Consider the following 19,682-nt stretch of genomic DNA (forward strand, 5'->3'; position numbering starts at 1 on the left):
TCACTCCTCAATCGGGTTCGGCCCCGTATACGTCCACCGATACTCGGGCGGTGTCGGTCCCTTGTTCCGGCCGCCTTGCTGCATCTGCTCCCACGCATGGGCGAGGATACCCACCGAACGGGAGAGACAAAACAGCCCCCGCGCCAATGGCCCGGCAAAGCCAAGCTCGGCATAAATCACCGCCGTCGCCCCATCGATATTCATCGGCACGGGCTTGCCCGCCTGTTCGCCCAATACCCGCTGCACCTCCAGCCCGATCTTCGCAAACCGTCCGCTGACCGTACCCGCCGCTGCGGCGTCTGCCACCAGCGCCATCAGGCGCGGCGCACGCGGGTCGTCCGGCGTGTGAAAGCGGTGGCCAAAGCCGGGGACGTATTTCGACCGCTCCGCCTGCCATCGGTCAATCGCCGCCTCCACGCCGCCTGCATCAGCCCAGCCATAGAACTCCACCGCCTGCTCGCCCGCCCCGCCATGCACGTCGTCCAGCATATTCACGGCAGAGGCCATCGCCCCATTCAGCCCCAGCCCGCAGGTCACCGCCATCCGCGCTGCGGCAATCGAGGGCGCTTGCGGCCCGTGATCTACCGCCGCAACCAGAGCCGCCTCGAACAGGCCCGCCTCCTCCGGCGACGGCAATTCCCCTCGCAACATCAGCCAGATCATCTGCGGAAAGCTTACATTCCCGATCAACTCCTCAATCGGCGTGCCGCGCATGCGGATCTGCCCCGGCGCCATGTCGATAATCTCGGTCGCCCACCAATCCGCCACATCGCTGCTCATATCACCTCATCCTCCTTCAGTCGGGCGATCTCTGCCTCGGACAGGCCCAAATCGCCCCAGACCGCGTCATTATCCGCCCCCAGTTCCGGCGGCGGGTCCGCGACAGTTGGCGCGGCCCCATCGATCTTCACACCAGTTGTCGCCACCGCGATATCGCGGCCTACACCAGCCACATCCGCGTAAGTTTGCAGAAATCCGCGTTCCGCCACCTGTGGCGTGGCCAATGCCTCCGGCACGCTCAGCACCGCACCGGTTGGGACGCCAATCGCGTTCAACGCCTCCACCCAATGGGCGGCCGGTTTCGTCATCAACACCACCTCCAATGCCCCGCGCAAGGCCACGCGGTTCACTTTCCGCGCCTCACGCGTCGCATAGTCGGGATGCTCCCGCAAAGCCTCCAACCCCAGATGCCCGGTCAGGGCCGCCCATTGCTCATCCTTATTGGCGGCAATGTTGATCATGCTGTCAGCAGCCCGAAACGTGCCCGACGGCGCGGATGTCATATTCTCATTGCCATTCGCTTGCGGCGCGACGCCCGCAATCAAGTGGTTCGACACAACCCAACCCATTGACACCAAAACGGATTCCAGCATCGACACATCGATGAAACACCCGCGCGGCCGCGCGTTCAGCGCCGCTGCCACCGCAAAGGCCGCATTCATCCCGCCGAACGTATCGGCCACCGGATAGCCCACGCGCAATGGCGCGCTGTCCGCATCCCCGGTGATCGACATCACCCCCGATGCGCCCTGAATGATCTGATCGTAAGCGGGGCGATCCTTCCATGGCCCGTCCTGCCCAAAGCCCGAAATCGCGCAATAGATCAACTCTGGCCGGACCGCTTTCAGCACCTCATAACCTAGCCCCAGCCGGTCCATCACACCCGGCCGAAAGTTCTCAACCAACACGTCGGCAGAGCCGACAAGCCGCTGAAACAGCGCCTTCCCATCGGGTTTCTTCAGGTCGAGTGTCACGGATTTCTTGCCCGCATTCTGCGCGAGAAACGATACGCCCATATTTGCGGCGTTCAGGGTAGGATCAGCCCCCAACTGGCGCGCAAGGTCGCCGCGCTCGCGCGCCTCCACCTTGATCACCTCTGCCCCCAGGTGCACCAGATGGTGGCAGCAAAAAGGGCCCGCCAAAACATTGGTCAGGTCCAGAACACGGATATCTTTCAATGGTTTGGACATGTAAGACCTTATAGTGATAATGCTTGCGGCCAACACTGCGCCGGCTTGCACAAAGGATTCAAGGCCGCGATCTCATTGCCGCAAATGAAATGCGCCGTGCGGAGGTCCGCAAGAGCCGATAAGCGCATCCATCCGGCAAACGGGCAATCCGCAAAGCAAACTGCGCTTGAGACGCTTGATGCTAACTGGCATCACCGCTCCATGATTTTCCGTTCGCACATGCATCTGGCGCTCACTGAAGCGCACGCCGCTGCAGCAAGGGGTGAGGTGCCCGTTGGCGCCGTTGTTGCCGAAGGGGATCGCGTAATCGGGCGTGCCGGAAACCGAACGCGTGAACTGAACGATCCTACCGCGCATGCGGAGATGCTGGTGATCCGTGCTGCTTGTGAAACGCTTGGAAAAGAACGGCTTACGGGTCTCGACCTTTATGTCACGCTCGAGCCTTGTCCGATGTGCGCCGCCGCCATCAGCAACGCACGCATTGCCCGGCTTTATTACGGTGCCGCCGATCCGAAATCGGGCGGTGTGGGGCAGGGTCCGCGCATCTTCAGCCATCCACAATGCCACCATGTGCCCGAAATCTATGATGGAATCGATGCTGCCGCCTCGGAGGAACTGCTAAAGTCCTTCTTTGCCACAAGGCGCTGACAATTCCTGGCACAGGAATTGTACCCAAACTTTCCTGGAAAGTTTGGCGCTCAGATTTCGATCACGTCCATGACATCCGGTGTCAGCACATCCACATCCGGCAACGCGTCAACGAGTGGCTGTGCCGATTGGGCAAGGACCGGGAATGTCTTGTAGTGGCAAGGGATGATTGTCTTGAAATCAAAGTACCTTTTGGCAGCATAGGCGGCCCGATCACAATCCATCGTGTAATGGCCACCGCAGCACAAGATGCCGATATCGGGCTTGTGGTAGTCACCCATCCAATCCATATCCGCCATGATATCGGTGTCGCCAGACACATAGATCGTGTGACCCTCGCCTGCGATCATGAACCCGGCCTCTGACCCACCAACCATGAGCGGCATACCGCGATAATCGACCGAGGCTGAATGGACCGCATTGACCATCGTGACCTTCACTTCGCCAAGCGCCACTGTCCCACCTTTGCCAAAACCGATGGTCGCAAGACCGTCGGCATCCCAGGTTTCGGACAATTCGTGAATGCAGAGAATCGGCGCTCCCAATTCCTTGGAAAGCTGCGCAACTTCGCTCGCATGATCGCCATGTCCATGCGTGACGAGGATGTGTGTTGTCCCCACAATCGCCGCCGCCCGCTGATCATCCGGGAAAGCCGGATTGCCCGTCAGCCAGGGATCAATCAGCAGGACCTCACCCGCGATGTTGATCCGAAAACCTGCATGTCCCAACCAGGTGATTTTCATGTTGCCCTCCACTGCTTTGTCGTCAGGATACGCCCAACAGAAAAGGGCGCAAGATGGACTGGTTTGAACAGATCGACGGCTATTGCGAACGGACGGATTTTTCTTATTGGTCTGAACCACTTAACGCCGTCACCAATGCCGCGTTCATTGTTGCTGCAATCATCATGTGGCGGCGCACCGGCGGCCTGCCCGCCGCGCGTGTGTTATGCGTGATCCTTTTCTGCATCGGTATCGGCAGCTATCTTTTCCACACCCACGCCACGCAATGGGCCGCGCTCGCAGATGTTACACCCATCGGCATCTTCATCCTGACCTATCTGTTTCTGGCCAATCGCGACATTGTCGGCATGCCCTGGTGGGGTGCGCTGGGCGTCACTTTCCTTTTCTTTCCATATGCTTACGGCGTCGTCTCGTTGCTTCGGGACGTACCGTTCTTAAACATCTCGAACTTCTACTGGACCGTGCCGATCCTTCTGGTGGTCTATGCGGCGTACCTGCGCGGCGCCGTCGGGTTGGGCTTTGTCATCGGGGCGGTGATCCTCTCGGCCTCGATCAGCCTGCGGTCGCTCGATGAAATCGTCTGCCCGCAATTCCCCATCGGCACCCATATCTTCTGGCATATCCTCAACGGGATCATGCTGGGCTGGATGATCGAGGTCTACCGCCGTCATATGCTTGCGGGTCCTGCAGCGGGGCGCTAAACGCGGGGCAAGATTTACCGGAGACGTTCCCCATGTCCATCGACACAGAAACCGCCCGCCGCGTCGCCAAGCTGGCGCGGATCAAGGTTGAAGATGATGCGCTGCCCGCCCTGGCAGGAGAGTTCAACGCGATCCTGGGCTTCATCGAGCAACTCAATGAGGTGGATGTGGAGGGCGTGGAGCCGATGACCTCGGTCACGCCGATGCGCCTGAAACGCCGCGATGATGTGGTGACGGATGGGGATCAGCAGGGTGCGGTTTTGAGTAACGCGCCTGATGCGCGTGAAGGGTTTTTTGCCGTACCGAAGGTGGTTGAGTGATGGGTGAGCTAACCAAATTGACCATCGCTGAGGCCCGTGACGCGATGCGCAAGGGCGACACGACAAGTGCAGAGATCACCGATGCGTGCCTGAGCGCCATTGACGGGGCAGGGGCCTTGGGCGCATTCGTCCACCACACGCCCGAGATTGCTGCGGCGCAGGCGAAAGCCGCTGATGCGCGGATCAAGGCTGGCGATGCGCCGGATATGTGCGGGATTCCTTTGGGGATCAAGGACTTGTTTTGCACCAAAGGTGTGCCGTCGCAGGCTGCGTCTGGCATCCTCGAAGGGTTCAAACCCGAATATGAGAGCACCGTAACCACGCAGTTATTCGATGCGGGAGCGGTCATGCTGGGAAAGCTCAACATGGACGAATTCGCGATGGGCTCATCCAATGAGACTTCCGTCTATGGCAATGCCGTTAACCCCTGGCGGCGCGGCAATGATGAGGCTGCCTTGACACCGGGAGGCTCTTCGGGCGGGTCGGCCAGTGCTGTGGCGGCTGATCTCTGCCTTGCGGCAACTGGTACGGATACCGGTGGGTCGATCCGCCAGCCTGCGGCTTTCGTCGGGATCACAGGAATGAAGCCCACCTATGGCCGTGTGTCGCGCTGGGGGATTGTGGCCTTTGCCTCGTCCCTCGATCAGGCGGGGCCGATGACCAAGGACGTGCGCGATGCGGCGATCATGCTTAGGGCGATGTGTGGGCATGACGCGAAGGACAGCACCAGTGCCGATCTACCCGTGCCGGATTTCGAGGCCGCGCTGACCGGTGATATCAAGGGCAAAACCATTGGGATCCCAAAGGAGTACCGTATGGATGGCATGCCGGAAGAGATCGAAAAGCTCTGGGCAGATGGCACTGCAATGCTGAAAGACGCGGGAGCAAAAATCGTCGACATCACCCTGCCGCATACCAAATACGCACTGCCCGCCTACTACGTGATCGCCCCGGCTGAGGCGTCTTCGAACCTTGCCCGCTATGACGGCGTGCGCTTTGGCCATCGCGCCAAGCTGAGCCAAGGCGATGGCATCACCGAGATGTACGAAAAGACCCGCGCCGAAGGGTTTGGGGCCGAGGTCCAGCGCCGCGTGATGGTGGGCACCTACGTGCTGTCTGCAGGCTTTTACGACGCCTATTACAACCGCGCGCGCAAGGTACGCACACTGATCAAGCGCGATTTTGAGACCGTCTTTGCCGATGGCGTTGACGCGATACTGACGCCCGCCACGCCCTCTGCCGCCTTCCCGCTCGGTGAGAATTTCGACCCGATCCAGATGTATCTCAACGATGTGTTCACGGTGACGGTCAACCTTGCTGGATTGCCGGGAATTGCGGTGCCTGCGGGGCTCGACAAGCAGGGGCTACCGCTGGGGCTGCAGTTGATCGGACGGCCTTGGGAAGAGGCAGATTTGCTCAATATCGCGTATAGCCTGGAGCAATCGGCAGGTTTTGTGGCCAAACCGGCCAAGTGGTGGTAAAGATCATCGCAAGAATGATGCAGTTTGGCAGGTGAATGTTGATGAAATCCGGCGTTATGATCGTGGTGGCGGCACTTGGTCTGGTGGCCTGTGGACCAGGGCAATCACCTGAGCGCGGCGTCGGCTTTGATGACTTCTCGGCGTTTGAGCTTGACCGTGCACGGCGCGAGGCGGCGCTTTCCGCACCACGTGAATCCATCATTCCGCCGCCGCAGGTCAATACGATCCCCGGACCGGTGGGTGGCCCCGCCATTCCGGCCAGCGAACTTGCCGCCGCCGGGATTGGTCAGACGCCGGAAAACTCGGCGCTTGATCCGGAGCGTGTTGCGGGGTTGGATGCTTCGCCCACCAACCCGGCCCCGAATTTGCAGAATAATCCCGGCATTTCTGATGAGCAGAACTTTGATGCTGTATCGGGTCGCGAGACGATTGAAAGCGATGCGGAACGGCGCGCGGCACAGGCCGCAGCCCGCGAAGAGATTGCGCCGACAGCGGTGCCAGATCGGCCACGTGACACGGGGCCGAACATTGTCGAATACGCCCTCAACGCGCCCAATGTGAAGGGGCAGGAGTGGTACAGCCGGTCGATCCTGGCGGGGCAGAATAGGTTCCAGCGCAATTGCGCGGCTTATCCAACGCCGGACGATGCGCAGCGCGATTTCCTGGCCCGAGGCGGGCCTGAACGTGACCGGTTGGGGATTGACCCGGACGGTGACGGTTTCGCGTGCGGCTGGGATCCGGCCCCCTTCAAAGCGGCGTTTCAGAACTGAGACTGACGACTCATCTGTCACCCAATTGCGGACCGCGCCGGGATGGCGCGCGGCCCAGTTTGGTGGTGATCCATTACACGGCGATGCGGTCGACGCAGGCCGCGCTGAAGACGTTATGTGATCCGGCAAGTGAGGTGTCGGCGCACTATCTGATTGCGCCGGATGGGGAGGTGCTGTCATTGGTGCCCGAGGATTTACGCGCCTGGCATGCGGGGGCAGGGGCTTGGGGGGCTGTCACCGATGTGAACAGTCACTCGATCGGGATCGAGCTTGCAAATGACGGGTTCTCGCCTTTTGCAGCGCCGCAGATGGATGCATTGGTTGATCTGCTCAAGGGTATCCGTGCGCGCTGGGATATCCGGCCGGAACGGGTGATCGGGCATTCGGATATGGCACCGGGGCGCAAGATTGACCCCGGCCCAAGGTTTGACTGGCGCAGGCTTGCACGGCAGGGAGTGTCGATCTGGCCCTCATCAAGCGCTTGCGCGCTTTCTTCGGAAGAGGGCGTGCAAGCGCCCGATGACGCCCGGCTTTGCGCGGCGATGCACGCCTTTGGCTGTACTGCGACAGACGATTCGGACCTGCTGCTCAAGACCTTTCGTCTGCGGTTCCGCCCCGGCCATAGTGGCCCGCTAGATGCGACCGATCTGTCGATGGTCACTGATCTTGCAAAACGCTTCCCCGTTGACGCGAACGCCGCTTGGGCCTAAAGCGCTTTCCGCGCGGATGGCTGGATGGCCGCGGCAGCGATGTCGAGGAAAGTCCGGACTCCAAAAAGCACGGTGCCGGGTAACGCCCGGCGGGGGCAACCCCAGGGAAAGCGCCACAGAGAACAGGTGGCCCGGCATGCCGGGTCAAAGTGAAACGGTGGGGTAAGAGCCCACCGCGCGAGCGGCAACGCAAGCGGCACGGCAAGCCCCACCGGGAGCAATGCCAAATAGGGATCGCGCGTCGCAAGACGGGGTGGCTTGAGCCCCAGCAGATCCGGGTTGGCAGCTAGAGGGCGTTTGGTAACAAGCGCCCAAGATGAATGGTCATCCATCCGGAGCGATCCGGAGGACAGAATCCGGCTTATAGGCCATCCGCGCATCATATCACCGCTTTGACGCGGGTTTGCGGTTGACTCAAGGCCGGGCAAGCGTAAAAGGCACGTTCAATCAGATTCATGCGTTGTGCCACGATATGGCCCGCAATCAGGAGAGATGAGACATGGCGAAGCCAACCACCATCAAGATCCGCCTGAACTCCACTGCGGGGACCGGGCATTTCTATGTGACAAAAAAGAACGCGCGGACGATGACCGAAAAGATGGTTATCAAGAAATACGACCCCGTTGCGCGCAAGCACGTCGAGTATAAAGAAGGCAAGATCAAGTAAGATCGTGCCGAACGGGACAGTGATAAGGCCGTGCATTTGCGCGGCCTTTTTTGTGGCCGACTAAAGAAGTGTTAGTCCGAGCAAGATGATCAGGCCACCTTGGGCGATGAGTGTGAGGAACATGCCATAAAAGCGCAGCCGCCAAGTCAGGCCATGTATGCCAAAATAAGCCGCGTGCATGCCACGTCCGATCAGGAGTATGGCGGCGAGGGCAGTTAACGCGACGCCGTAAGCCCCTTGAAGTTCAGCAAGGCCCATCAGGATCAGCGCCATGGGGAGCTGTTCGGCTGCATTCGCCTGACCCCGGATCGCTTTGGTCAGAACGCGATCTCCGGTATCGCCCAACACAACACCGTCCTTGCGACGCAGCATGATGACCTTCCAGGTCAGCACCAAAAGGATAAGAGCCGCACAGATGGCGGTCATGCTGGTTACGGGCAGGGAGATTTCAAGCATGATTTCTTTTTCAGCAGCGTCTTTGGTCGGACTATGCCGCGATGCCGCGCGAGTTGAAAGGTCGTGCGGATGTAAAAGACGCGCGTCAGATTGCGGGTGGGCGCTGATTGCGGTTCACAGCTAAAGCGCGCGGGTCAGTACGGCGTCAAAGTCATATTTGTCCGGGGCGATGGGGTTTGTTTGCGAAGAAGAGGCCCTTCGGGCCTCCGTCGCGATTTCTGTGATCTCAGTTGCAGTCAGGCCGAGTTCACGCATACCCCTTAAGCCGCGTGTCCGATTCCAGTGGGCGAAGTGGTCCCAGACGCCCTCCATCGGCGCGTCCAGTGCGGCGGCAATCCACGTCTTGATGGAAGTGACCCTTTCGGCCACGGGCGAATCTGACGCAAGGGCGCGCTCTGTCTCTTGCAGAACATGCGGCAAAAGCGATCCGCAAATCTCGCCATGGGGCGCTTGCGTCCGACCGCCAATCACAGCCGCCAGACCATGCACAGCGCCCAGTTTCGCATTGGCCAAGGCGATGCCGCCCATCAGGCTTGTCAGTGCCAGATCGTCCCTGGCCGCCGGATCCTCGGTTTCGGCGAGCCGCACCAGCGCGCCAAGACCACGGCGGATTGCATCTCGGCACAGGGCGTCCGTCAATGGGTTGGCCTTGGTGCTGAGGAATGGTTCAATTACCTGTGCCAGCGCATCGAGACCGCTGGAAAACGTCACACCTGGTGGGCTGTGATCACTCAGGGAGGGATCGACAATGGCGATGTGCGGCAGCATGCGATCATCGCGCAGGCTGACTTTTCGTTTGTGTTCCGGGACGCCGATGACGGCGTTTTTGGTGACCTCCGCGCCGGTGCCGGCTGTGGTGGGCACCGCGATGACGGGGATTGGTGCTGCGGCGAGCGGTTGGCCCTTTCCGACAACCTCCAGATAATCAAGCGGTGCGCCGGGCGAAGGGGTCAGGGCTGCGATGGCCTTGGCAGCATCGATGGCTGATCCACCGCCAAGGGCCACAACAATGTCGGGCTGATCGCGCCGGATATCGGCCAAAGCCCGTTCTAGGAACGGCAGGTCGGGTTCGGCGCTGACGGCGATGCTGTGCACTTGCGGGTCATGAGCAGTCAGGTCACGCAAGAGCCATGCTGCCCGCTCAGCCTTCCGTCCATGGACCAACAAGGCCCGCCCGCCATAGCGCGCGGCGGCTTCAGCGACCATTGCAGCGGTTCCCCGACCAAAATGAATGATTTGAGCGGTGGAAAACGAAAAAGGGGTCATAAGGGAAGCTTCCAAATGAAAGGGGCGAGCCAGGCCCGCCCCAATACGTTAGCGTATGGCTGGTTGATCTGAGACCCTGGTCAGGATCAGTTCTGCCAGCTTTGGATCAACTCGTCATACGCGACGGTGATAGGCTCTTCGTCCTCGTTCTCGATCGGAGCGTAGGGCGCACCGGGCTGGGCGAACCAATACTCAGCGTCCCGCTCTTCGTTCATGACCGGGCCGATATCGCCTTGAACGCCTGCGCGCTCAAGCCGCTCCAGCACCGATTCCTGGGCCTCACAAAGGGCGTCGAGCGCTTCCTGCGCAGTCTTCTGACCGGACATCGCATCGCCGATATTCTGCCACCAGAGCTGCGCCAGACGTGGGTAGTCAGGCACGTTGGTGCCGGTGGGCGACCATGCAACGCGGGCAGGTGAACGATAGAACTCGATCAGGCCACCAAGGCGGTCAGCGCGTTCGGTGAAGTGGTCGGAGTTGATAGTGGATTCGCGGATGAAGGTCAGGCCCACATCAGACTTTTTCAGATCCACCGTCATTGAGGTCACGAACTGAGCGTAAAGCCAAGCGGCCTGTGCGCGATCAACGGGCGTGGACTGCATCAGCGTCCAGGAACCTGCATCCTGATAGCCAACTTTCTGACCGTCTTTCCAGTAGACGCCATGCGGCGACGGCGCCATGCGCCAGCGCGGCGTGCCGTCATCGTTCAGGACGGCAGCAGCGCCATCACCCACCATGTCGGCGGTAAAGGCGGTGTACCAGAACATTTGCTGCGCGATCTGGCCCTGCGCAGGCACCGGACCGGCCTCCGAGAAGGTCATACCGGCGGCGGTGGGCGGCGAATATTTCTGCAGCCACTCAATCGCCTTGTTCACCGCATAGACAGCCGCTGGCGAGTTTGTGGCACCACCGCGCGCAACGCAAGAGCCGACGGGCTGTGAGTTTTCGTTCACCCGAATGCCCCATTCATCGACCGGCAGACCGTTGGGTTCACCCACATCGCCCATGCCAGCCATGGACATCCACGCATCGGTGTAGCGCCAGCCAAGCGAGGGGTCTTTCTTGCCGTAATCCATGTTGCCAAAGACTTCGCCCTCGACACCAAGATGGCTGAGATCGCGCCCGGTAAAGAACTCGGCGATATCCTCATAAGCTGACCAGTTGACCGGAACGCCCAGCGGATAGCCGTATTCGGCTTCGAAATCGGCCATGTTCTTTTCATCGGTGAACCAGTCATAACGGAACCAGTACAGGTTTGCGAATTGCTGGTCGGGCAATTGATAGAGCTTGCCATCCGGCCCAGTCGTGAATTCCAACCCGATGAAGTCTTCAAGGTTGATGTTCGGGTTGGTGACGGAAGCGCCTTCGCCCGCCATCCAGTCGGTCAGATTGCGCACCTGCTGATAGCGCCAGTGCGTGCCGATCAGGTCACTGTCATTGACATAGGCGTCGTAGATGTTCTCGCCCGTTTGCATCTGCGTCTGCAAACGTTCGACCACGTCCCCTTCACCGATCAGGTCATGGGTGACCTCGATGCCGGTGATGGCCGTGAAAGCGGGGGCAAGCACTTGCGCTTCGTATTCGTGGGTTGTGATGGTCTCTGACACAACGCTGATCGACATGCCTGCAAAGGGCTCTGCCGCTTCGATGAACCAGGCCATTTCGGCCTCTTGCTCTTCGCGCGTCAGAACCGAGAGGCCCGCGATTTCGTTGTCGAGAAAGTCCATCGCGGCCTCCATATCCGCGAAGGACGGCGTGGCCATCAGGCCCGCCACCAGGGCCAAGGCCGTGGATGATTTGAGTGACAGGTTCATTATTCTCCTCCTTTTAATGAACACTCTTCTCCCTGTTTGGGCGCGGCCCGATTTTGCGGGCGACGACCGGTCGTGAATGGCGCTGGTCAGACGTATCGAAAGACCAGAGCTGCATAGACGGCGCAGATGACCAGCGCCCACCATTGGGCGATATCCGTCAGGCCGAGCCATGCAATGTTGATGAAGGCGGAGCCGAGCAATGTTAGAAACAGCCGGTCGCCCCGTGTGGTTTCGATCCTCAAGATCCCGACACGCGGGGTCTCGGGAAATCGGATCGCCAGAAAGGTGAAGGTGATCAGCAGCGCCGCAATCACCATGAAAAAGATCGCGGTCGGCCAGGTCCATGCCATCCATTCCATGATCAGCCCTCCTTAGACCCGTCCGAGGGCAAAGCCCTTGGCGATGTAGTTGCGGACGAAATAGATCACCAAAGCACCAGGGATGATGGTCAAGACCCCGGCGGCCGCCAGTACGCCCCAGTCGATGCCTGATGCACCTTGCGTGCGGCTCATGGTGGCGGCGATGGGTTTGGCGTCCACGGATGTCAGCGTCCGGCTGAGCAATAATTCCACCCACGAGAACATGAAGCAGAAGAACGCGGCGACGCCGATGCCGCTGGCGATCAGCGGTGTGAATATTTTGACGAAGAAATGCCCGAACGAATAGCCGTCGATATAGGCGGTTTCGTCAATTTCCTTGGGAACACCGCGCATGAACCCTTCGAGGATCCAGACCGCAAGTGGCACGTTGAAAAGGCAATGTGCGAGGGCCACCGCAATATGCGTGTCAAAAAGTCCGACGGATGAATAAAGCTGAAAGAAGGGCAAGGCAAAGACAGCCGGTGGCGCCATCCGGTTGGTCAGAAGCCAGAAGAACAGATGTTTGTCGCCCATGAATGTGTAGCGCGAAAAGGCATAAGCGGCAGGTAGTGCGACGGCGAGCGAGATGAGCGTGTTGAAGACCACATAGATCAGCGAGTTGATGTAGCCGGAATACCATGCCGGATCGGTAAAGATCGTGATGTAGTTCTGCAGCGTGAAGTCCCTCGGCCAGAGCGTAAAGTCCGACACGATCTCGGCATTGGTCTTAAAGCTCATGTTGATCAGCCAGTAGATCGGCAGGAACAGGAACAACAGGTAAAGGATCATCACCAGCGCTGAGCCGTTCACCTTGGGAAAGGCGAACTTGCGTGCCGTGCGGGTCGCGGGGGTCGAGATCGCGCGGTCCGTCATCTTTTGCTGTCCGCCTTATCAAGGTTGGTCATGACGGTGTAGAACACCCATGAGATCGCGAGGATCACGAGGAAATACATCAGCGAAAACGCGGCGGCAGGCCCAAGGTCGAACTGGCCGAGCGCCATTTTCACAAGGTCGATGGAAAGGAACGTGGTCGAACTGCCCGGGCCGCCACCGGTGACCACAAAGGGTTCGGTATAGATCATGAAACTGTCCATGAACCGCAGCAGAACCGCGATCAGCAGGACCCCGGCCATCTTGGGAAGCTCAATGAAGCGGAACACGGCCCAGCGTGACGCCTGATCGATTTTGGCCGCCTGGTAATAGGCCTGCGGGATGGATTGTAGGCCCGCATAGGCCAGCAGCGCCACAAGCGATGTCCAGTGCCAGACATCCATGACGATCACCGTCACCCAAGCGTCAAACGGGTCTTGCGTGTAGTTGTAGTCAACGCCGAGGCCGTTGAGCGCCGCGCCAAGCAGGCCGATATCGGACCGGCCAAAGACCTGCCAAATCGTGCCAACCACGTTCCAAGGGATCAGAAGCGGGAGGGCCATCAGGACCAGACAGACAGAGACCCAGATGCCTTTTTTCGGCATGCAGAGTGCGACCATGATGCCTAGAGGGATTTCAATTGCCAAAATGATACCGGAAAAGATCAGCTGCCGCTGTAGCGCGTTCCACATCCGGTCGTCTTCCAGAAGCTCCTCAAACCAGCTGAGGCCCGCCCAGAAGAACTGGTTGTTGCCAAAGCTGTCCTGCACCGAATAATTCACGACCGTCATCAGCGGGATCACCGCCGAGAATGCGACAAGAATCAGGACGGGCAAGACCAGAAACCAGGCTTTCTGATTGACGGTTTTTTCCATCACGCGGCCTCCCGATGGGATGGCGTCACGCGCCAGTCGTTTTGGTAGATGTTCACATGAGCGGGGTCGAAGGTGACGCGGCTGGCGTCGGTGCCGATCTCTTCGCCTTCCTGCACAATGATGTTGAGCACGGTGCCGGCACAATCGGCGCGCACGATCTTGTGGCGGCCCACATCCTCGACCCTGTTGATCGTGACGGGCAAGCCGTCCGCCGCATCGGTCAGGCTGACAAATTCTGGACGCACGCCGATCTCTACCTTGCCGTCAAGTTCGGCGTAAGAGGCGCCAAGTGAAATCTGCCCGCCATCGGTCTTGGCTATCATGCCATCTACCTGGGCCGGCAACAGGTTCATCCCCGGCGAGCCGATGAAATAGCCCACGAATGTATGGGCAGGTGTTTCGAAGAGTTCCTGCGGCGTACCCATCTGCACCACACGCCCGTCATGCATGACGACCACCTTGTCGGCAAAGGTCAGCGCCTCGGTCTGGTCGTGGGTGACGTAGATCATCGTGTGCCCGAACTCCTGATGCAGTTCTTTCAGCTGCGTGCGCAAGGCCCATTTCATATGCGGGTCGATGACCGTCAGCGGCTCATCAAACAGGATCGCATTCACATCCTCACGCACCATGCCACGGCCCAGGCTGATTTTTTGCTTGGCGTCCGCTGTGAGGCCGCGCGCCTTGCGATCAAGCTCGGCCTCCATCCCGATCATCTGCGCAATCGCCTGCACCCGCTGGCCGATATACTGGGCCGAGGCGCCGCGGTTTTTCAGCGGAAAGGCCAGGTTCTGGCGGACGGTCATCGTGTCGTAGACAACCGGGAACTGGAAGACCTGTGCGATGTTGCGGTCGGTCGTGGATTTCTCGGTCACATCCTCGTCCCCGAACAGAATGCGCCCTTCGGACGGGTGCAAGAGGCCGGAGATGATGTTCAAGAGCGTGGATTTCCCACAGCCCGAGGCGCCAAGCAGTGCATAGGCCTCACCATCAGCCCAGGTGTGGTTCATTTCCTTCAGTGCCCAATCGGCGTCCGAGGTCGGGCGCGGCATGTATGAATGAGCGAGGTTGGACAGGGTGATCTTGGCCATGCGCGTCTCCCTATGCGGCTTCGGCATAGGATGCGGCTGCGGCCAGCGATCCGTCTTCGGTGAAGGTGTAGATATGGGATGGGTCAAGATAAACGGTGATGTCCGATCCAATCTCAAGCTCGCGCACGCCGTGGACAAGACCCACCCAGCGGTCGCCATGGTGATCCAGGTGGATAAAGGTCTCTGACCCGGTGATTTCGGTCACGGCGACCTTGCAGTGAAAGGCCATCGCATCCTCGGTGTGTTTTTCGGCCTCAAGATGATTGGGCCTGAAGCCCGCGATGTAATCGCCATCTGCAAGAGCACCAAGCTGCCCACTGACCTCGGCCCGCTGCCCGTCACCAAATTCCAGATAGCCGGACCGTTTGCGGATCTGCAGGAAGTTCATGGGCGGGTCTGAAAAGACCTTGGCGGTGGTGGCGTCGCTTGGTCTGCGATAGACCTCTGGCGTTGGCCCGAACTGCGTGACGCGGCCTTCCCACAGCGTGGCGGTGTTTCCGCCAAGCAGCAGGGCCTCCTCTGGCTCTGTCGTGGCGTAAACGAAGATCGCCCCGGATTCAGCGAAGATGCGCGGGATCTCGACCCGCAGCTCTTCGCGCAGTTTGTAGTCAAGATTGGCAAGCGGTTCATCAAGCAGCACCAGGCCGGCCTCTTTCACCAAGGCGCGCGCGAGGGCGCAGCGCTGCTGTTGTCCGCCCGACAGTTCCAGCGGTTTGCGCTGCAGCATCGGCGTCAGCTTCATCATCTCGGCGGTTTTGTGCACGGCGGCATCAATCTCTGCCTTCGACTTGCGTAATAGTCGCAGGGGTGAGGCGATGTTTTCGTAGACGCTCATGGATGGGTAATTGATGAATTGCTGGTAGACCATCGCGACGCCCCGGTCCTGCACCCGTTGGCCGGTGACATCCGCGCCGTTCCAGATCACCTGACCGCTTGCGGGCACATCAAGCCCGGCCATTAGGCGCATCAGAGAGGTCTTGCCCGACAGGGTTGGCCCCAGAAGAACGTTCATCGTGCCGGGTTCGAGCGTCAGGTCCGTGGGGTAGATATGCGTCTTGCCATCGACCACCTTCGAGACGCCTTTCAGCTCTAATCCCATGCGCTGTCTCTCCTACTCCGCAACCGCCGGTGGCGCGACCAGTGGGGCATCCTGCGGCACGGCCCTGAACTGGTCCAATGCCCGGGCAGACCCAATTCTGAATGCAAGATCGTCCATTTCGGACAGATGCTGTGATAGAATGCCGGGCGTGCAATCATAAGGCGGGGCAAAATCACTCACGCCGCCTGCAGCCGCCAGCATGTCGGTGTCGCGCCCCCTCAGAGCCATCACGTGAATCCTCCCCATGAATTGGTTGCTCATATCGGTTCACTTGTCAAAGGGTAATCTTCATTCTCTTTCGTAAGCGGTCCTCACATGCGCGATTTTGTTTGTTTTTGGGCGTATGGAGGTCTTGTACGAGCATAATTCAACATTTTCGCTTGATTTTTGGCCTAAATATGCGGCACTACCCAAAGCCAGGTCGTTGCTTTCAGGTCAAAATGGTCGATTCCTTTCGCATATCGCAGATCCTGGAGCTTGCTCGGCATGAAGGCCAAGTGAGCGTCGATGAACTCGCGACCCGTTTCGGCGTCACAACCCAGACCATAAGGCGGGACCTGTCAACCTTGGCGGATGCAGGGCGGCTTGATCGGGTGCATGGCGGTGCGATCATACCGGATACCCATCGCAACCCGAATTACCGCGCGCGCAAGGTCCTGCAGGAAAGTGCAAAGCGTGAGATCGCACGACTTTGCGCGCGCCAGATCCCGCCCAATGCGTCGGTTCTTTTGAACATCGGCACCTCGACAGAGGCGGTCGCCCGCGAACTACTCACGCACGAGAACCTGACAATCGTAACCAACAACATCAACGTCGCCGATATTCTGTCAAAGAACCTAACCAGCAAGGTCATTGTTGCGGGGGGTGAGTTACGGCGCGAGGATGGTGGTCTGGTTGGCGATCTGACAACAGAGGCCATCCGTCAGTTCAAGGTGGACTACGCCGTCATCGGCACATCTGCACTGGACCTTGAGGGCAACCTATTGGAGTTCGATTTGCGCGAGGTGCGGGTGAGCCGCACGATCATCGAATGCTCCCGGCACACATTCCTGGTCGCTGATAAGTCCAAGCTGAACCGCTCGGCCCCCGTACGGATTGCGTCCGTTCGCGATATCGACGCGATTTTTACGGATGGTATCCCCGCCGATCTCGCCTCGAAGTGCGAAAGCTGGGACACCGCAATTTTTTCGACGGGATAATCAAAGATCAGCGCCGTGATGTCGTGCGGCGTACCATTCGGGCCGTTGGCAATGGCTTATGCATCGCAATCCCTCTTGCCCTCTGATCGCTGACAGTCTCTCAAACAGGGGTTGAATTCATGTATCAAATGAGACATCTATGTCTCATGACTGAGATTCGACCAAGTACCCGTGATGCCATTATCGAAGCCGCGTTCGCGGTTTTCTCTGAAAACCAGGCCGCGTCGCTTGGCGATGTGGCCCAGCGGGCCGGCGTAGGCCGTGCGACGCTGCATCGGCATTTCCCTGGCCGTGCAGAATTGATGCGTGCACTGGCCAAGACAGCGCTTGCCGAATTGGAGGCTGCCGTCGAACAGGCGACAGCCCACGCCGAAAGCTATGAAGAAGGCTTTCGCCTGTCGCTCATGGCGACGGTACCGCTGGCCAACAGGCAATGGTTTCTGGCCCATGAAGGGCTGGAGGCCGACCCTGAAATAGCTGCGGCATATAGTGCAAGCCTCGACGCGCTGCGACAGGATGTTGAAGAAGCAAAGAAAGAGGGCGCATTCGACAGCCACGTGCCAACCGCTTGGATTGTCGAGGCCTACGAAAACCTGACCTACACGGCCTGGTCGCTTGTCCGCTCGGGCGAGGCAACCCCAAAACAGGCGGCTGAACTGGCATGGCGCACACTCTCACAAGGATTGAAAGGTGGTTCACAATGAACGTTGAAAACCTGACGACACAGATCGATGAGGTCTTCTTTCTGATCGGAGCCGCGATCTTGCTGATCGAAATTGCCGAGATGGCCTTCAAAGGTGAATTCAGGGCAAAGACCTTTGGCGAGATGCTCGCGAGTGCGTCGACCCAGCTGCCCTACTTGCTGGTCGAAACCTTTATTCTGACGGGCGCCTACGGGCTTTACTGGATCATTGCGCAGGGCATGCCCTGGGCTATCCCCGTCACGTGGTGGAGCCTTGTCCTGATCGTGGTCCTGGCGGACATCACCTATTATTGGGAGCACCGGATCGCGCATGAGGTGCGCATTCTCTGGACACAGCATGCCGTGCACCATTCCTCTCGTGATATGAACATCATCACCGGCGTGCGTTTCGGCCCGTTTGAGGGTGTGTGGTCGCTCATCGCGCATTTGCCGCTGGCGCTGATGGGTTTCGCGCCTGAAGCTATCATCTTTGGCGTCATTGTGGTGCTGGCCTATCAGACCTGGATCCATACTGAACTGATCGGCAAGCTTGGGCCGTTGGAGTGGGTGCTGAACACGCCCTCGCATCACCGCGTGCATCACGGCTGCGACGACAAATATCTGGACAAGAATTATGGCGGCATCCTGATTGTCTGGGACAGGCTTTGGGGTACGTTTCAGGAAGAAGAGGAAACACCGCGCTATGGCCTGAAACGCGACTTTGACACGAGGAACCCGATCAAAGTCTGGTTCTCGGAATGGCCCGAACTGATCAGGGATATCCGGCGCGCGCAAAGCTTTGGGCAGGTTTGGTCCATCCTGTTCCGTGCGCCCGGACATGCGTCAAAAGACTGAACCTAAGTGCCAGAGCCGCGGTATCGCACGGCTCTGGCGTAGCTTTGGTTGAACAGCATTATGGAATGCGGTTTTCCTCTTTGTCGAAGAACGAAAGGCGGTCTTTGTCAAAGGTCAATCCGACGCTTTCGCCAGGACGCAGCTTCGTGTCGCCGATCGCCCGCACCGTGAGCGTGCCGACATCGCCGCAATCGATCAGGATAAAACTGTCGGCGCCGAGATATTCGACGACTTCAACCACGCCATCGCATTGCCCCTCACCTACCGCACCGATCGTAATGTGTTCGGGCCGGATGCCCAGATGGACGGCTGGGTGATCGCCTGCATAGGCGCCGCCTCGCGCTCCTGGAAGTTGGTAGGTGTCGCCAGAGGTTTCGCAGCGCAGGATGTTCATTTTGGGGCTGCCGATGAACTGTGCGACGAATAGGTTCGCGGGCCGTTCGTAAAGCTCGCGCGGTGATCCGCTTTGCGCGATCTTCCCAGCGTCCAGCACGACGATCCTGTCAGCCAGTGTCATCGCCTCAACCTGATCGTGGGTGACATAGATCATGGTTTTGTCGAGCTGCCGATGCAGCTTTGCAATCTCGTAGCGCATTTCGACGCGGAGTGCTGCGTCGAGGTTGGACAAGGGTTCGTCAAACAAAAATGCAGTTGGGTCGCGCACGATGCAACGGCCAATGGCGACGCGCTGTCTTTGACCGCCCGACAAGTCTTTTGGTCGCCGGTCAAGATAGGTCTCCAGCTTCAGGACATCCGCGGCCTGATTGACTTTCTCTTCGATCTCCCCGCGCGGCGCACCTGCGGTTTTGAGCGGGAACCCGATATTGTCGCGCACCGACATATGCGGATAAAGCGCGTAGCTTTGAAACACCATTGCCAGCCCGCGTTTGGAAGGTGGTTCGGCGGTCGCGTCGCGCCCACCCACGAGAAGTGAGCCGCGGCTGATATCCTCTAGGCCCCCGATCATGCGCAATAGGGTGGATTTCCCGCACCCCGACGGGCCGACGAAAACAACGAATTCGCCTGCCGCGATGTCAAGGTCGACGCCCTTGATCACCTGCACTGCGCCGAACCATTTTTCTACGGCGTTTAGTGTGATCGCACCCATG

Annotated in this window: 23 protein-coding genes and 1 other RNA gene; 11 read left to right on the top strand and 13 right to left on the bottom strand. The window is 59.4% G+C overall.

Features of this window, described 5'->3' with window-relative positions; all coding sequences use genetic code 11:
* Positions 1–780 carry a citryl-CoA lyase gene (locus tag SLH47_RS01615; RefSeq protein WP_320237548.1) on the bottom strand — a complete coding sequence of 260 codons (780 nt, stop codon included), beginning with the start codon at positions 778–780 and terminating at the stop codon, positions 1–3.
* Positions 777–1,970, bottom strand: coding sequence for a CoA transferase (locus SLH47_RS01620; RefSeq protein ID WP_320237549.1), 1,194 nt, complete (start codon positions 1,968–1,970; stop codon positions 777–779). The genes SLH47_RS01615 and SLH47_RS01620 overlap by 4 nt, the downstream gene beginning before the upstream one ends.
* A 201-nt stretch (positions 1,971–2,171) precedes the next feature.
* On the opposite strand from SLH47_RS01620, the gene SLH47_RS01625 reads away from it, so the two are divergent.
* Positions 2,172–2,618, top strand: coding sequence for a nucleoside deaminase (locus SLH47_RS01625; protein ID WP_320237550.1), 447 nt, complete (start codon positions 2,172–2,174; stop codon positions 2,616–2,618).
* A 50-nt stretch (positions 2,619–2,668) separates the two neighbouring features.
* Here the strand turns inward: SLH47_RS01625 and SLH47_RS01630 are convergent, their stop codons facing one another.
* Entirely contained in the window at positions 2,669–3,361 is a 693-nt protein-coding gene (locus SLH47_RS01630; RefSeq protein ID WP_320237551.1) for a metal-dependent hydrolase, read from the bottom strand.
* A gap of 53 nt (positions 3,362–3,414) precedes the next feature.
* Here SLH47_RS01630 and SLH47_RS01635 point away from each other — a divergent pair, with 53 nt between their 5' ends.
* The 7 genes from SLH47_RS01635 to rpmG all read left to right on the top strand — a co-directional run bounded on the left by SLH47_RS01635 (position 3,415) and on the right by rpmG (position 8,010).
* Positions 3,415–4,062, top strand: a complete 648-nt coding sequence (locus SLH47_RS01635) for a hypothetical protein (protein ID WP_320237552.1) — start codon at positions 3,415–3,417, stop codon at positions 4,060–4,062.
* 32 nt (positions 4,063–4,094) lie between these two features.
* Positions 4,095–4,382: an Asp-tRNA(Asn)/Glu-tRNA(Gln) amidotransferase subunit GatC gene (gatC, locus tag SLH47_RS01640; RefSeq protein WP_320237553.1), complete on the top strand. Its 288-nt coding sequence runs from the start codon at positions 4,095–4,097 to the stop codon at positions 4,380–4,382.
* Complete coding sequence (gene gatA / locus SLH47_RS01645; RefSeq protein ID WP_320237554.1) at positions 4,382–5,863, top strand: Asp-tRNA(Asn)/Glu-tRNA(Gln) amidotransferase subunit GatA; 1,482 nt, start codon at positions 4,382–4,384, stop codon at positions 5,861–5,863. The genes gatC and gatA overlap by 1 nt, the downstream gene beginning before the upstream one ends.
* A 41-nt stretch (positions 5,864–5,904) precedes the next feature.
* Complete coding sequence (locus tag SLH47_RS01650; RefSeq protein ID WP_320237555.1) at positions 5,905–6,633, top strand: hypothetical protein; 729 nt, start codon at positions 5,905–5,907, stop codon at positions 6,631–6,633.
* A gap of 14 nt (positions 6,634–6,647) precedes the next feature.
* Positions 6,648–7,343, top strand: coding sequence for an N-acetylmuramoyl-L-alanine amidase (locus tag SLH47_RS01655; RefSeq protein WP_413785615.1), 696 nt, complete (start codon positions 6,648–6,650; stop codon positions 7,341–7,343).
* 12 nt (positions 7,344–7,355) lie between these two features.
* Positions 7,356–7,723, top strand: an RNA gene (gene rnpB / locus SLH47_RS01660) — RNase P RNA component class A.
* Between the two features lie 119 nt (positions 7,724–7,842).
* Positions 7,843–8,010, top strand: a complete 168-nt coding sequence (gene rpmG, locus SLH47_RS01665; RefSeq protein WP_218448217.1) for a 50S ribosomal protein L33 — start codon at positions 7,843–7,845, stop codon at positions 8,008–8,010.
* 60 nt (positions 8,011–8,070) lie between these two features.
* Here the strand turns inward: rpmG and SLH47_RS01670 are convergent, their stop codons facing one another.
* The 9 genes from SLH47_RS01670 to SLH47_RS01710 form a co-directional block, all read right to left on the bottom strand.
* Positions 8,071–8,466 carry an MAPEG family protein gene (locus SLH47_RS01670; RefSeq protein ID WP_320237557.1) on the bottom strand — a complete coding sequence of 132 codons (396 nt, stop codon included), beginning with the start codon at positions 8,464–8,466 and terminating at the stop codon, positions 8,071–8,073.
* Positions 8,467–8,586: 120 nt separating this feature from the next.
* Entirely contained in the window at positions 8,587–9,732 is a 1,146-nt protein-coding gene (locus SLH47_RS01675) for an iron-containing alcohol dehydrogenase (protein ID WP_320237558.1), read from the bottom strand.
* An 86-nt stretch (positions 9,733–9,818) separates the two neighbouring features.
* The gene (locus SLH47_RS01680; protein ID WP_320237559.1) at positions 9,819–11,546 is read right to left on the bottom strand and encodes an ABC transporter substrate-binding protein; all 1,728 of its coding nucleotides are present in this window, start codon (positions 11,544–11,546) and stop codon (positions 9,819–9,821) included.
* An 86-nt stretch (positions 11,547–11,632) separates the two neighbouring features.
* Positions 11,633–11,905 (bottom strand): DUF2160 domain-containing protein, encoded by a 273-nt coding sequence (locus tag SLH47_RS01685; RefSeq protein WP_320237560.1) that lies wholly within the window; start codon positions 11,903–11,905, stop codon positions 11,633–11,635.
* Between the two features lie 12 nt (positions 11,906–11,917).
* Positions 11,918–12,778, bottom strand: a complete 861-nt coding sequence (locus tag SLH47_RS01690; RefSeq protein ID WP_320237561.1) for a carbohydrate ABC transporter permease — start codon at positions 12,776–12,778, stop codon at positions 11,918–11,920.
* On the bottom strand, positions 12,775–13,650 hold the full coding sequence (locus SLH47_RS01695; protein WP_320237562.1) for a sugar ABC transporter permease: 876 nt from the start codon (positions 13,648–13,650) through the stop codon (positions 12,775–12,777). The genes SLH47_RS01690 and SLH47_RS01695 overlap by 4 nt, the downstream gene beginning before the upstream one ends.
* Positions 13,650–14,738, bottom strand: a complete 1,089-nt coding sequence (locus tag SLH47_RS01700) for an ABC transporter ATP-binding protein (protein WP_320237563.1) — start codon at positions 14,736–14,738, stop codon at positions 13,650–13,652. The genes SLH47_RS01695 and SLH47_RS01700 overlap by 1 nt, the downstream gene beginning before the upstream one ends.
* Positions 14,739–14,748: 10 nt before the next feature.
* Positions 14,749–15,837 carry an ABC transporter ATP-binding protein gene (locus SLH47_RS01705; protein WP_320237564.1) on the bottom strand — a complete coding sequence of 363 codons (1,089 nt, stop codon included), beginning with the start codon at positions 15,835–15,837 and terminating at the stop codon, positions 14,749–14,751.
* A gap of 12 nt (positions 15,838–15,849) precedes the next feature.
* Positions 15,850–16,065, bottom strand: a complete 216-nt coding sequence (locus SLH47_RS01710; RefSeq protein WP_320237565.1) for a hypothetical protein — start codon at positions 16,063–16,065, stop codon at positions 15,850–15,852.
* Between the two features lie 212 nt (positions 16,066–16,277).
* Here SLH47_RS01710 and SLH47_RS01715 point away from each other — a divergent pair, with 212 nt between their 5' ends.
* The 3 genes from SLH47_RS01715 (at position 16,278) to SLH47_RS01725 (ending at position 18,573) form a co-directional block, all read left to right on the top strand.
* The gene (locus SLH47_RS01715) at positions 16,278–17,036 is read left to right on the top strand and encodes a DeoR/GlpR family DNA-binding transcription regulator (RefSeq protein WP_320237566.1); all 759 of its coding nucleotides are present in this window, start codon (positions 16,278–16,280) and stop codon (positions 17,034–17,036) included.
* A gap of 146 nt (positions 17,037–17,182) precedes the next feature.
* On the top strand, positions 17,183–17,740 hold the full coding sequence (locus SLH47_RS01720) for a TetR/AcrR family transcriptional regulator (protein WP_320237567.1): 558 nt from the start codon (positions 17,183–17,185) through the stop codon (positions 17,738–17,740).
* A complete protein-coding gene (locus SLH47_RS01725) occupies positions 17,737–18,573 on the top strand; it encodes a sterol desaturase family protein (RefSeq protein WP_320237568.1) in 837 nt (278 codons plus the stop codon). The genes SLH47_RS01720 and SLH47_RS01725 overlap by 4 nt, the downstream gene beginning before the upstream one ends.
* 58 nt (positions 18,574–18,631) lie before the next feature.
* Here SLH47_RS01725 and SLH47_RS01730 read toward each other — a convergent pair whose 3' ends face one another.
* Positions 18,632–19,681 (bottom strand): ABC transporter ATP-binding protein, encoded by a 1,050-nt coding sequence (locus SLH47_RS01730; RefSeq protein ID WP_320237569.1) that lies wholly within the window; start codon positions 19,679–19,681, stop codon positions 18,632–18,634.
* Position 19,682 lies beyond the last annotated feature (1 nt).

This window comes from Cognatiyoonia sp. IB215182, from assembly GCF_033963905.1.
Taxonomy (GTDB): Bacteria; Pseudomonadota; Alphaproteobacteria; order Rhodobacterales; family Rhodobacteraceae; genus Yoonia.